The 13,589-nt window shown below is 71.8% G+C and carries 10 protein-coding genes; all 10 read right to left on the bottom strand.

The features are described from left to right. Positions 1 to 9: 9 nt before the first annotated feature. The 10 genes from AB0K21_RS30870 to AB0K21_RS30825 all read right to left on the bottom strand — a co-directional run bounded on the left by AB0K21_RS30870 (position 10) and on the right by AB0K21_RS30825 (position 13,587). Positions 10 to 1,350 (bottom strand): NAD(P)/FAD-dependent oxidoreductase, encoded by a 1,341-nt coding sequence (locus AB0K21_RS30870; RefSeq protein WP_343964122.1) that lies wholly within the window; start codon positions 1,348 to 1,350, stop codon positions 10 to 12. After that, positions 1,347 to 2,774: a kynureninase gene (gene kynU / locus AB0K21_RS30865; protein WP_343964146.1), complete on the bottom strand. Its 1,428-nt coding sequence runs from the start codon at positions 2,772 to 2,774 to the stop codon at positions 1,347 to 1,349. The genes AB0K21_RS30870 and kynU overlap by 4 nt, the downstream gene beginning before the upstream one ends. Before the next feature lie 162 nt (positions 2,775 to 2,936). After that, on the bottom strand, positions 2,937 to 3,983 hold the full coding sequence (locus tag AB0K21_RS30860) for an LLM class flavin-dependent oxidoreductase (RefSeq protein ID WP_343964124.1): 1,047 nt from the start codon (positions 3,981 to 3,983) through the stop codon (positions 2,937 to 2,939). Positions 3,984 to 3,994: 11 nt separating this feature from the next. Continuing rightward, complete coding sequence (locus tag AB0K21_RS30855) at positions 3,995 to 4,396, bottom strand: TIGR04076 family protein (protein ID WP_343964126.1); 402 nt, start codon at positions 4,394 to 4,396, stop codon at positions 3,995 to 3,997. A gap of 18 nt (positions 4,397 to 4,414) precedes the next feature. After that, positions 4,415 to 4,804 carry a DUF4440 domain-containing protein gene (locus AB0K21_RS30850; RefSeq protein ID WP_343964128.1) on the bottom strand — a complete coding sequence of 130 codons (390 nt, stop codon included), beginning with the start codon at positions 4,802 to 4,804 and terminating at the stop codon, positions 4,415 to 4,417. Positions 4,805 to 4,877: 73 nt separating this feature from the next. Beyond that, positions 4,878 to 6,122, bottom strand: a complete 1,245-nt coding sequence (locus tag AB0K21_RS30845; protein ID WP_343964130.1) for an amidohydrolase family protein — start codon at positions 6,120 to 6,122, stop codon at positions 4,878 to 4,880. Then, positions 6,119 to 7,831, bottom strand: coding sequence for a hydantoinase B/oxoprolinase family protein (locus tag AB0K21_RS30840; protein WP_364155185.1), 1,713 nt, complete (start codon positions 7,829 to 7,831; stop codon positions 6,119 to 6,121). Before AB0K21_RS30840 ends, AB0K21_RS30845 begins: the two co-directional genes overlap by 4 nt. 4 nt (positions 7,832 to 7,835) lie before the next feature. Then, positions 7,836 to 9,512 (bottom strand): hydantoinase B/oxoprolinase family protein, encoded by a 1,677-nt coding sequence (locus AB0K21_RS30835; protein ID WP_343964666.1) that lies wholly within the window; start codon positions 9,510 to 9,512, stop codon positions 7,836 to 7,838. Then, positions 9,509 to 11,566 (bottom strand): hydantoinase/oxoprolinase family protein, encoded by a 2,058-nt coding sequence (locus AB0K21_RS30830; protein ID WP_343964665.1) that lies wholly within the window; start codon positions 11,564 to 11,566, stop codon positions 9,509 to 9,511. The genes AB0K21_RS30835 and AB0K21_RS30830 overlap by 4 nt, the downstream gene beginning before the upstream one ends. Before the next feature lie 8 nt (positions 11,567 to 11,574). Continuing rightward, positions 11,575 to 13,587, bottom strand: a complete 2,013-nt coding sequence (locus AB0K21_RS30825; RefSeq protein ID WP_343964663.1) for a dipeptide ABC transporter ATP-binding protein — start codon at positions 13,585 to 13,587, stop codon at positions 11,575 to 11,577. Positions 13,588 to 13,589 lie beyond the last annotated feature (2 nt).

Below are 13,589 nucleotides of genomic sequence, written 5' to 3'. Positions count from 1 at the left end.
GAGCCGCGGTCAGTGCCGGCGCAGGGCGCGGATCGCCGACACTGCCAGCCCGGCCACGGCCAGCGCGCCGAGCGCTCCGGCGGCGACCGCCCGGCGCTGGCGGGAGATGCGCGGCTGGATCTCGGCGTACGGCACGGTGCTGAACGAGACGAGCTCGTAGCGCGAGGTGTAGCGGCCTGGCAGCAACCGCTCCAGGCCGTGCTCGACGCGCTTGCCCAGCAGGAACGTCCGGGAGGCGACCTTGTCGCGCATCTCGACGAAGTTCGCGAGCGCGAGTTCGGCGATGGTGTCGGCGTGCTCCTTGCGGCGGGCGCCGTACCGGGCGAGGGCCTCGGGGAAGTCGTCGCCGGTCTCCTGCAGGCAGCGGTCGAGTTCCACGCAGTCCTCGAAGCCGCAGTTGGCGCCCTGGCCGTAGAAGGGGACGATGGCATGGGCGGCGTCGCCGAGCAGGCCGACCACGGCACCGGTGCCGCGCACCTGCCAGGGGTGTGCCCGCACGGTGACCAGGTGCCCGATCGGGTTGTGCGCGTAGTCCCCGGCGAGGTCGGGCATGAGCGCGCGGGCGTCGGCGTAGTTGGCGGCGAAGAACTCCTCGAACCGCTCCGCGGTGTCCAGTTCCTCGAAGCTGCCGGGCCCCGACTTGGGCCAGAACAGCGTGCAGGTGAAGGACCTGTCCGGGTTGGGCAGCGCGATCATCATCGCCTTGCCGCGCGGCCAGATGTGCAGCGCGCCGGGATCGAGGGCGAACCCGCCGTCGCGTGCCGGGATCGTCAGTTCCTTGTAGCCGTAGTCCAGGTAGTCCTGGCTGAAGTCGAAGCCGGGCAGCAGTTGCAGCCGTCCGCGTACCGCGCTGTAGGCGCCGTCGGCGCCGAGCACGACCGGGGCGCTGTGGGTGACGGGCCCGGCGGGCGTGTCGAAGTCCATCCGCCCCGAGTCGACGTCGAGCCCGGTCAGCCGGTGCTCGAAGAGGGCGCGGACCCCGGGCATGGCCAGGGCCGCCTCCAGCAGCGTGCGGTTGAGCTCGGAGCGGCTGATGGAGTTGATCGCCCGCTGCCCTCCGGCGCTGTACGGCTGGAAGCTGAGCGTGCCGTCCGGGGCGTGCACCATCCGGCCCGGCATCGGCAGCGCGGCCTTCAGCACCGCCTCGTCCAGCCCGATCCCGCGCAGCGCGTCGATCCCCCGCTCGGAGAGCGCCAGGTTGATCGAGCGCCCGCGCTCCGGCGTCGCCTGGCGCGGGTCGGACCTGCGCTCGTACAGGGTGACCCGGTAGCCCCGGCGGGCCAGGTAGCAGGCCGTCAGGCAGCCGACCAGCCCGGCGCCGACCACGGCGACCTCACCACGGGAGCTCATACCGGGTTCACCTCCTCGGCGAGCGCGGCGGCCGCCCGCCAGCAGTCGTGGAACGTGGAGTACATCGGCACGGGGGCCAGCCGGATGACGTCCGGCCGCCGCACGTCGGCGAGGACGCCGTGCGTCTCGTGCAACCGGGCGGCGACGGCAGCGGCGTCCGCAGCGTCAGCGCCCCCGATCACCCGCAGGGAGAGCTGTGCTCCGCGCCTGGCCGGGTCGGCGGGCGTGACGATCTCCAGCGGGCGGTCGCGGGCGACCTCGGCGAGCAGCCGCTCCAGGTAGCCGGTGAGCGCCAGGCTCCGCTCCCGCAGCGCCGCCATCCCGGTCTCGGCGAACATCCGCAGCGAGACCCTGACCGGTGCCATGGCCAGGATCGGCGGGTTGGAGATCTGCCAGGCGTCGGCGGTGGGCACCGGGACGAGCTCGGGCCGCATCTCGAAGCGGGTCGCCTGCTCGGTGCTCCACCACCCGGCCAGCCGGGGCAGCTCGGGGTCGGTCACGTGGCGCCGGTGCACGAAGCAGCCCGCGACGGCGCCGGGGCCGGCGTTGAGGTACTTGTACGAGCACCAGGCCGCGAAGTCCACGTCCCAGTCGTGCAGCGCCAGCGGCACGTTCCCTGCGGCGTGCGCGAGGTCCCAGCCGACGACGCACCCGGCCGCGTGCCCGGCGGCGGTGACGGCGGGGATGTCGAGGAACTCTCCGGTCAGGTAGTTGACCCCGCCGAGGAGCACGAGCGCCACCCGGTGCCCCTCGCGGGCCAGGTAGTCCACGATGTCCTCGGTGCGCAGGCAGTCCTCGCCGGGGCGGGGGCGCAGCCGGACCACCGTCTCGTCGGGGTCGAGGCCGTGGTGGACCGCCTGGCTGCGCACCGCGTAGCTGTCCGAGGAGAAGGCGTGGTCCTCGATGACGATGCGGGTGCGCTCGCCCGCCGGGCGGTAGAAGGTGGCCATCATCAGGTGCAGGTTGACCGTGAGGGAGTTCATCACCACGGTCTCCTCGGGGGCCGCGCCCACCAGCGCGGCGGCGTCCTCGCGCAGCTCGGCGTGGTAGGGCAGCCAGGGGTGTGCCGCCCGGTGGTGCCCCTCGACCGCGTGCAGCGCCCAGTCGTCCAGCTCGGCGGAGAGCGCGGCGCGGACGGCGCGGGGCTGCAGGCCGAGCGAGTTGCCCGCGAAGTAGGCGACCTCGGAATATCCGCAGGAGGCGGGGGCGGGCGGCAGCAGGAACTCCTCGCGACGGCAGACCGAGTCCTCGGCGTCGGCCGCCAGCGCCGCCCGCTCACCGAACTCGCCGTCCTCGCCGAACACGCCGGGAGCGCGCGGCGCGCCGAGCCCGGCGGAACCGCCGGAGCCCTCGGCACCGCCCCGGCCGGATCCCGCCGAGCCGGCCGCGCTCGGATCGCGGAGGTCCTCGGCCCGCGCGGCCATCACGCCGACGTCCTGATCGCCGGACCTCCGGCACGCTCGCTCATCACATCGTCTCCTTCTTCCCCGCCAATGTTCACTCATGCTGAACTCAAGTGAAATTGAGAGTGCGAGACGATTCGGGCAGCGCGCTTTGCGGACGAAAGGTTCTGCGGGAATCCGGTTTCAGGATGACGGAGCGTCACCCATGGACACCGCCGCCCTCCTCGGCGCGCGGTTCAGCAACGGCAGCACCTCGGTGCCCAGCAACTCCACGCCACGGTCGTCGGTGAGGCCGTGCGGCGTGCCGAACTCCACCCGGTGCGCGCCCGCGTCGATGAGGGCCTGTGCCTGCGCGGCGACCTGCTCCGGGTCACCGGAGAAGGCGAACAGGTCGAGCAGGTCGTCGGGGATCAGCCGTCCGGCGGCCTCGTCCCTGCCGTCGTCGACCAGTTCCTTGACCCGGCCGAGCAGGTCGGCCGGGATCTCCACGGTCGGGTCGAGGTCGGCGACCACCGCGAGGTACATGGCGACCTCGCTGCGCGCCCTGGCTCTGGCCGCGGCGCCGTCGACGTCCACGACCGTCACCGCGCCCAGGACGACGCCCACCTCGCCCGGGTCGCGTCCGGCCGCCGCCGCCCCGGCCGCGACCCGCTCACGGATCACCCCGACCATCGCCGGGTTCGCGCTGCCGCCCACCTTGATCTCGTCGGCGATCCGCCCGGCCAGCGCCGCGCCCTTCGGCCCCCAGGCGCCGAGCAGCAGCGGTGGCCGGGCGCGGTGTACGGGATAACGCAGCCGGGTGCCAGGCGCCAGACGGAACATCTCCCCCTCGTACCCTCCGGCGTCGCCGGCCAGCAGCCGGTAGACCACCTCGACGGCCTCCGCCAGCGCGGTCAGCGGCCGGGGCTGGGCGATGCCCACGGCACCGAGCCAGGTGCCACGCGCCAGGCCCAGGTAGGCGCGGCCGTGCGAGGCCAGGTCAAGGGCGGCGAGCTGCCCGGCGACCTCGTACGGCGCCGCCGAGTAGGGGTTGAGGCAGGCCGCGCCGAGCCGCACCCTCTCGGTGGCGGCGGCCATCTCCAGCAGCGGGAAGATCGGCGGCTGGTACATCAGGTCGCCGAACACGCTCAGCACGTCGAAGCCGTGCTCCTCGGCGCGGCGCGCGAGCCGCGCGTAGTCGCCGGCCCGCTTGTCGCTCTGCAGGCCGAGACCGATCTCGACAGTGGTCATCGGGGATCACCTCAGGTCAGGTCGGCGGAGTTCATCCGGCGGCGGCGGGTCCGCTCGACCCGCATCACCAGCCGCTCCTCCGGGTCGGGGCAGCTGAAGTGGGAGTCCTGCGCCAGCCAGTCGCCCTGGGCGAGGTCGCGCTGCTTGGCCGCGAGGAACGGCAGGACCGAGGCGAGCGCGTAGACGCAGAAGTGCCTGCCTTCCGGGAGCCGCAGGTGCGCGCTCTGCTCCAGCGTGAAACAGTCGCCCACCTCCATGCCGCAGACGGATCTGCCCTCGATCCGGTCGACCACGACCCGCAGGTCGTACAGCTCCATCTCCGTGTTCGAAGCGGTCGGGGCCTGGCCGTCGCCCGCCTCGACCGAGGAGCCGCTCCCTTCGGGGAGCGGAGGAGTCACGTCACCGTCGTCCATGTCGGTCCCTTCCTCGGCTCACGGCACGACCAGCTCGGAGTGGTGGTGCACGATGAGCCAGTCGTCGCCGGTCCTGCGCAGCACGTCGGTCACCCGGCTGTACTGCGCGGGTTCGCCCGGCGCCTCGGCGACGAGCACGTAGCGCGCCACCCCGGCGTCGCCCCACACGTCGATCCGCTTGTTCTCGGCGGCCAGCCTGTCGAGTGTGGGACGGGCACCCGAGCCGTCCCTCTCGTCGCGGTAGGCGTCGAGTTCCGACCGGGTGCGCAGCGGTCCCGGCAGGTGCGTCTCCCAGGTGGTCACCTCGGCGTGCAGGTGGCTGTCGAACCGGCGACGGTCCGCCGCGAGGAAGGCGTCGTACATGTCGTCGATGCCCGCCGCGATCGCGGCGGTCTCCGTGTCGTTCACAGAACCGTTCATAGGGCCGTTCACCAGTACCTCACCCAGATGTCCCGGTCTTCAGACCCCGGGAAAATCGCGTTCACTGCTTCTCCCATCCCGACCGGTCGTCGCGGACGACCCGGCCGCCCTTCATCACCCAGCGGACCCCCCGGAAGGCCGAGGTGTCCGTGAGCGGGTCCGCGTCCATGGCGATGAGGTCCGCGTACTTGCCGACCTCGACGGTGCCGAGGTCGGCGTCGGCGCCGAGCCAGCGCACCGGGCCGAGCGTGCCCGCGTAAAGCGCTCCCGCCGGGCCGAGACCTCCCTCGGACATGCACTCCAGCTCGCGTACCGAGGCGTTGGTCCCCTCGAAGTCCCAGAACGGCGGCATGTCGCTGCCCAGCAGGACGTCCACCCCGGCGTCGAGGGCCATGGCGTAGCTCTCCAGATGCCGGGGGCCCGCGCCGAGCGAGCGGCACTGCATCCACTCCGGCACCCCGAGTTCGTCGAAGAACTCCTTGCAGCGGGTGACGAGCAGCGTCGGCACCAGGGCGGTGCCGCGCTCGGCCATTCTCTTCGCGACCTCGGGGGTGAGCTGGTAGCCGTGCTCCACGCAGTCGAGGCCCAGCTCGACGGCCTCGGCGATGACCGCCGCCGGCCCCGCGTGCGCGGTGACCTTCCGGCCCCAGGCGTGCGCGGTCTGCAGCGCCGCCGCCATCTCGTCGGAGAACAGCTGAGGGGTGTCGATGCTCTCGTGCTCTCCGGCGATACCGCCGGAGATCATGATCTTGATGAGGTCGGCACCCGCCTTGACCTGGGTGCGCACCCCGCGCCGGAACCCGTCGACTCCGTCGCACTCCATGGTGTCGTTCGCCTCGTGGCCGTGGCCGCCGGTGCAGACCAGGGCCTGGCCCGCCGTGAAGATGCGCGGCCCGGTCGCCCTGCCCGACTCGATGGCCCGGCGCAGCGCGAAGTCGGCGTGGTCCTTCTCGGCCACGCACCGCACCGTGGTGACCCCGCACCGCAGGGTACGACGGGCACCGTCGGCCATGTAGAGGACGAGTTCGTGCGCCGTCATGTTCTTGACGTTGTCGCCGCCCTGGCCGGGCAGCGACAGGGACAGGTGGGTGTGCATGTTGACCAGGCCGGGGGTGAGGTACGCGCCGTCGAGATCGAGCCGCTGGGCCTCCCCCACCCGTTCCAGGACCTGCTCGCGGGGACCCACGGCCGCGATCCGGTCGTCCCGGATCCACACCGCCGCGTCCGCGATCCGCCCCTCGGCGCTCTTCGAGGCGCCGGCGCGGGCGTCGGTTACCGTGCAGTTGACAATGACCACGTCGTTCATCGGACGGCCTCGATCCCGTAGATCCTGCGGGCGGCGTCGGGAGAGACATAGCCCTCGGCGACGTCGCGGCGGACCAGTTCCGGGTCGCGCTCGCACGGATCCCCGTGCCCGCCGCCCCCCGCGGTCAGCAACCTGATCCGGTCACCGACCCGCACCCTGGTCCGCCTGGTACTGACCCGATGCTCGCGCTCGGTGTCGGGGAAGATCACCACCTGGTTGGGCTCGGGCTCCAGCCCGCCCTCCAGCGCCCACGGCCGCGACCGCGTCTTCTTGATGACCGACAGGAACTCCCCCGGGGTCACGAACCGGATGTCCCTTCGCAACCCCACCCCACCGCGGAACCGCCCGGCACCACCGGAATCCTCGCGCATCTCGACGCGCTCGAAGAACATCCCGGTCTTGGCCTCCAGGACCTCGACGGGGGTGTTGCGGGCCTGGGTCTGGCACAGGTGGTTGGCGGCGTTCATGCCGTCGTGGGAGGGGGTGGCGCCCCAGCCGACCGGGTCGTTGTTGCTGACCGCGAACATCTGCCCGGTCTCCGGGTGGACCCCGACCATCATGAACCCCGGCACGTCCCCTCCGGAGGAGGCGGGCAGCCTGTCCGGCATGCCCTGCGCCAGCGCCTTGTAGATCAGTTCCAGGGCGACGGTCCCCGTCCACTGGGTGAAGGTCGCCGCCGGGTAGACGGCGTGGAAGAGCGTTCCAGGCTCGGCCCGCACCCGCAGGGGGGCGAAGTGCCCGGCGTTGGTCTGCTCCCCCGGGGTGGTGATCGCCTTGAACGCGACCCGGCAGGTCGCGATGGTCGCGCCGAACGGGAGGTTGACCGGCCCGGCGGTCGCGCCGGACGATCCGTCGAAGTCGACGGTGAAGGTGCCGTCGGCGACGGTGACGGTGACCCGCATCCGGATCGGGTCCTCGGTGATGCCGTCGTCGTCCAGCCAGTCGACCGCGGTCCACGACCCCTGCGGGAGGCGGGCGACGGCCTCGGCCGCGGACTGGGCGGCCGCCTCGACCACGGTCTCGACGACGGACTCGACGACCGCCGTGCCGTAGCGGGCGTACAGCTCCTGGAGCCGGCGCTCTCCGGTGCGCAACGCGGCGACCTGCGCGTTCAGATCACCGATCACCAGATCCGGCATCCGCGAGTTGAACCGGATCAACTCGATGATCTCCCGGTTCGGCTCACCCCCCGAGAACACCTTCGTCCCGGGAAAGATCATCCCCTCCTGATGCATGTCCGTGGAATCCAGCACATACCCCGGATCCTTGGCCCCCAGATCCATCCAGTGAGCCCGCACACACAGGAAACCCACCAACTCGGAGGCCAGGAACACCGGCGAGAACAACGTCGCGTCATAGGCATGAGCCGCGTTCCAGTACGGATAGTTCAGCAGCACCACATCACCCGGACGCAGGTTCTCCCGCCCCACGTACTCCACACCCTTGCGGATGGAGTAGTCGTTGGCGCCGAGGAAGCGGCTCAGCCCCGTCGACTCGGCGACCAGGCGCAGGCCGGAGTCGTAGACGGAGATGCCGAAGTCGAAGACCTCGTAGATGACCGGGTTGAAGGCGGTACGCACGAGCGTGGCCCGCATCTCCTCGGCGGCCGAGGCGAGATGGCTGCGCACCACCTCGACCGTCGCGCCGTCCACCCGCGGCAGAGCCGTGCCGGGCGGCTCGGACACCGTCTCAGACACCGTCTCAGACATCGTCTCAGACACCGTCGATCCCGTAGATCCTGCGGGCGGCGTCGGGAGAGACATAGCCCTCGGCGACGTCGCGGCGGACCAGTTCCGGGTCGCGCTCGCACGGATCCCCGTGCCCGCCGCCTCCCGCGGTCAGCAACCTGATCCGGTCACCGACCCGCACCCTGGTCCGCTTGGTACTGACCCGATGCTCGCGCTCGGTGTCGGGGAAGATCACCACCTGGTTGGGCTCGGGCTCCAGCCCGCCCTCCAGCGCCCACGGCCGCGACCGCGTCTTCTTGATGACCGACAGGAACTCCCCCGGGGTCACGAACCGGATGTCCCTTCGCAACCCCACCCCACCGCGGAACCGCCCGGCACCACCGGAATCCTCGCGCATCTCCATCCGCTCGAAGAACATCCCGGTCCGCGCCTCCAGGACCTCGATCGGGGTGATCCTCCCGGTACTGCCCGAGACGTGGGTGGCGGCGTTCATGCCGTCGTGGGAGGGGGTGGCGCCCCAGCCGACCGGGTCGTTGTTGCTGACCGCGAACATCTGCCCGGTCTCCGGGTGGACCCCGACCATCATGAACCCCGGCACGTCCCCTCCGGAGGAGGCGGGCAGCCTGTCCGGCATGCCCTGCGCCAGCGCCTTCAGGATGAGCTCGACCGCGACGATGCCGGTCCACAGGGTGAACGTCGGCTGCGGGTAGACGGCGTGGAAGAGCGTTCCAGGCTCGGCCCGCACCCGCAGGGGCACGGTCGTGCCGAAGTTGGACGGCTCGTCGGGCGAGGTGAGCGACTTGAGGACCACCTTGCAGATCGCCTCGGTGGCGCCGAACGGCATGTTGATGGGACCGGGCGTGGCCGGCGCGGAACCGTCGAAGTCGACGGTGAAGGTGCCGTCGGCGATGGTGACGGTGACCTGCATGCGGACCGGGTCCTCGGTGATGCCGTCGTCGTCGACCCAGTCGACCGCGGTCCACGACCCCTGCGGCAGCTCGGCGAGGGCGGCGCGGGTGCGCGCCTCGCCGTCCTCGATCATCCGCCCGACGGCGGCCTCCACCGTCGGGCGGCCGAACTTCTCCAGGATCTCCAGGAACCGGCGCTCTCCGGTGCGCAACGCGGCGACCTGCGCGTTCAGATCACCGATCACCAGATCCGGCATCCGCGAGTTGAACCGGATCAACTCGATGATCTCCCGGTTCGGCTCACCCCCCGAGAACACCTTCGTCCCGGGAAAGATCATCCCCTCCTGATGCATGTCCGTGGAATCCAGCACATACCCCGGATCCTTGGCCCCCAGATCCATCCAGTGAGCCCGCACACACAGGAAACCCACCAACTCGGAGGCCAGGAACACCGGCGAGAACAACGTCGCGTCATAGGCGTGAGCCGCGTTCCAGTACGGATAGTTCAGCAGCACCACATCACCCGGACGCAGGTTCTCCCGCCCCACGTACTCCACACCCTTGCGCAGTGAGAAGTCGTTGGCGCCGAGGAAGAAGGTGAGCCCGGTGGCCTCGGCGATCAGCCGCAGGTCGGCGTCGTACATCGACATGCCGAAGTCGTGGACCTCGTAGATGACCGGGTTGAACGACGTGCGGATCAGCGTGGCCCGCATCTCCTCCGCCGCGGCGAGCAGGTAGCTGCGCACCACCTCCGCGGTCGCCCCGTCAAGGGTCTTGCCCGGTTGCTCGGTCACGATGCCACCTCCACAAGCCTGACCAGCAGGTAACCGTGCTCGTCGACCTCGACCCGCTGCCCCGAGGGGACCACGGTGGTCGAGGTGCCCTCGTCGATGAGGGCGGGTCCGTCGAACGCGTCGCCCGGCTCCAGCAGCGCCCGGTCGTAGACGGCGAACGACGCCGTGGCGCGGGTACCGAAGTCGTAGGCGTCCCTGCGGGCGAACAGCGCCCGGCCCGCGTCGCCGTCGCCCGGCGGGCGCACCACCAGCTCCGGCCGGTCGGTACGGCCGATGCCGCGCACCCGCAGGTTGAGGATCTGCAGCCGGTTGTCCATGGCGTGGCCGTAGCGCGCCACGTGGGTCTCCTCGAACGCCCGCCTGATCGCGTCCCGGTCGAGGTCGCGGCCCGCGGTGACGATGAGCGAGTGCTCCTGCCCCAGGTAGCGCAGCTCGAACTGGCGCTCAAGGACCATGCGCTCGGCCGGGACCCGCTGCGCCTCCAGGGAGTCGACGGCCTCGGCCTCGATGCCCTTGAAGATCGTCTCCAGCTCGTCGAGGTCGGCGTCGTCCAGGGTGGCCATCACCGTGCGGGAGAAGTCGTCGACGATGTCCGCGCTGAGCATGCCCCAGGCGGAGAAACCGGACGGCGCGAACGGCACGATGACCTCGCCGATGCCCATCTCCGCCGCGAGCAGCGGGGCGAGCAGCGGTCCGGCCCCGCCGAACGCGAGCAACGAGAAGCCCCGGGGGTCGTGCCCCCGCTCGACGGTGATCTGCCGGACCGCGCCGACGGTCTTGGCCAGCAGCACGTCGAAGACGCCCGCCGCGGCGGCCTCCGTGCTCAGCCCGAGGGGCCGGGCCACCTGCTCGTCGAGCGCCGCGCGGGCGGCGTCGGCGTGCAGGTCCATGGTCCCGGCCAGGAAACGGCCCGGGTCCACGTAGCCGAGGACCACCGCCGCGTCGGTGACAGTGGGGCGGGTGCCGCCCCGGCCGTAACACACCGGGCCGGGGTCGGCACCCGCGCTGTGCGGACCCACCTTGAGCAATCCCCTCTCCAACCACGCGATCGAGCCCCCTCCGGCCCCTATCGTGCGGATGTCGTAAGTGGGGATCAGCAGCGGAAAATGCTCCAGCTGCGCCTCGTAGGCGGCCACCGGGGACCCGTGCTCGATCACGCACGCGTCCAGCGAGGTGCCGCCGATGTCGAAGGTGAGCAGGTCCCGGCGGCCGAGGGCGGCGGCGAGGTGCGCCGCGCCGACGATGCCGCCCGCCGGACCCGACAGCACCGTGTGCGTCGGGGAGGTCTTGGCCACCGACGACGTCATGGAACCGCCGCCGGACCTCATGATCAGGAACTGCCCACCGAACCCACGCTCGGCCAGCCCGTGCTCCAGCCTGTCGACGTACCTCTCGAAGATCGGCCGGATGTAGGCGTCGAGGACCGTCGTGCTGGTCCGCTCGTACTCGCGGTACTCCCTGACGATGTCGGTGGAGAGCGAGACCGTCACCTCCGGATACGCCTCGCGGATGATCCGGGCGGCCTGGCGCTCGTGGGAGGGGTCGAGGAAGGAGTGCAGGAAGCAGACGGCGATCGACACCACGCCCTCCTCCTCGACCAGGACCCGGGCCGCCTCCCTGACGCCCTCGGCGTCGAGCTCCTCGACCACGCGGCCCCGGTGGTCGAGCCGTCCCCGTACCCCCGCGGTGTGACGGCGCCGCACGAGGCTCTCGGGGCGCTCGTACTGGAAGTCGTACATGTGGTCGGCGGGCACGTTGCCCCGGCCGATCAGGAAGATGTCGCGGAAGCCGTCGTTGGTGATGATCCCCGTCGGCTCGCCGCGCCGTTCCAGGACCGCGTTGAGACCCAGGGTGGTGCCGTGGATGAACAACTCCACCTCCGACAGGTCGGTGCCGAGCGCGGTGACCGCGTCGAGCACGCCCTCCCAGGGACGGGCCGGGGTGGTCGAGGCCTTCCTGAAACGCACCTCGTGAGTACGGGTGTTCAGCTCCATCGCGTCGACGAAGGTGCCGCCGATGTCGACGGCCAGCCGGATGTGCTTCGGGTCGGGCATTGAGGGTGTCACCTTTCGATCAGCGCGGGGATCTCGGCGGCGCGGCGGCAGGCGACCAGGCTCGCGTGGTACGGGCGGAGCTCCTGCTCCTGCTCGCCGCACTCGTCTGTCGCGAAGGGGCAGCGCGGCGCGAGCGCGCAGCCCCCGGCCGCGTCCGCCTCCTCCAGATCCTTGGTCAACTCGACCTGCGGGCCGCCGTAACCGGAGCCGAGGCTGGGGGCACTGGACAGCAGTGCCCTGGTGTAGGGGTGCCCGGGATTGCCGAAGACCTCTTCCACCGGCCCCTCCTCGACGATCCGTCCCAGGTAGAGCACCACGACGCGGTCGCAGAACCCCCGTACGGTGGCCAGGTCGTGGGAGATGAAGACCGAGCCACGTGAGCTGTCGCCGCTCACCTCGGCGATCACCTTCAGGATCTGCGCCTGTACCGTGACGTCAAGCGCCGAGGTCGGCTCGTCGAAGACGATCAGATCGGGTTCGCCGACGAGCGCGCGGGCGATGCCGACGCGCTGCGCCTGCCCGCCGGACAGCTCGTGCGGGCGCCGCCCCAGGATCGACGGGTCCAGCTCCATCCGCTCCAGGGCGCGGGCGACGCGTGCGGCGCGCTCCGCGGCGGGCACCCCGGCGGCGCGCAGCGGCTCGCCGATCGCGTCCTGCACGGTCCGCCGGGGACTGAGCGACCCGATCGGATCCTGGAAGACCAGCTGGGCGCGGGTGCGCAGCCGGCGCAGCCGGGCGCCGCGCAGCTCGGCCAGGGCGTGACCGGCCACCTCGACCCTGCCCCGCGAGGGCTGCACCAGGCCGAGCATCAGCCTGGCCAGGGTGCTCTTGCCGCAGCCGCTCTCCCCGACGACGCCCAGCCGCTCGCCCGCGGCGACGCTGAGGCTGACCCCGCGCAGGGCGTGGTGACCCCCGCCGCCGAAGCGGCCGCGGTAGACGACGTGCGCGTCCTCGATGCGCAGCACGCTCCCCTTCGCATCGGGCGAGGTGGCCGTACCGGCGGACGGGACCGCTCCCGCGGGCGGGGTCTCCGCCGGAACCGGCGGCTCGGCGGGATCGTCGAGTGGACCCGAGCGGGGGTGGAAGCAGGCGGCGCTCCAGTCCATGGCCAGGGGCCCGGCGACGGGCAGGTCCGCCGTGCACAGTTGCGTCGCGTGCGCGCAGCGCGGCGCGAACGGGCAGGATGACGGCGCCTCGGTCAGCAGCGGCATCGCGCCGGGGGTCGCGGTCACCGGGCGCCCGTCGATGTCGGGCACCGAGCGCAGCAGCGCCCGCGTGTAGGGGTGGGCCGGCTCATGGAGCACCTGCGGGCCGGGGCCGCTCTCCACCACCGTCCCCGCGTAGAGCACCACGACGCGGTCGCAGACCTCCGCGATGGACGCCAGGTCGTGGGAGATCAGCAGCACACCGCGCCGCTCCGCGTTCGCGGCGAGCCGGAACCGGTTGAGGATCTCCCTGGTGAGCGTGACGTCCAGCCCGGTGGTGGGCTCGTCGGCGATCAGCAGGCCGGGCGCGCACCCGGTGGCCAGCGAGATCATGACGCGTTGCGCCATGCCGCCGGAGAGCTCGTGCGGGTAGGCGTCCAGGCGGCGCCTCGGGCTGCGGATGCCGACCGACTCGAACAGCTCGGCGGCGACCTCCCTGGCCGGAGCCGGGGCCAGCGACCGGTGGGTGACCAGCCGGTCGACGAGCTGGCGGCCGACGGTACGGGTGGGGCTGAGCGCGCCGCGCGGGTTCTGGAAGCAGATCGCGGCGCCGTGCCCGCGGAACGCCTCCAGCTCGGCGGCGTCCATTGTCAGCACGTCGGCACCGTCGAACATGACGCGTCCGCTCGTCCGGGAGCCACCGGGCAGCAGGCCCACGATCGAGCGGGCCACCATGCTCTTGCCGCCGCCGCTCTCACCGACCAGGCCGACCACCTCGCCCGGCTCGACGCTCAGGTTCACCCCGCTCAGCGCGGCGACCCGGCGTCCCGGCCGCTGGATCACGACGGAGAGGTCCTCGATCGACAGGAGTGTCATCG

This window comes from Streptosporangium sp. NPDC049248 (assembly GCF_040678965.1).
Classification (GTDB): Bacteria; Actinomycetota; Actinomycetes; order Streptosporangiales; family Streptosporangiaceae; genus Streptosporangium; species Streptosporangium fukuiense.
This window is presented reverse-complemented; position numbering and strand designations above follow the sequence as displayed.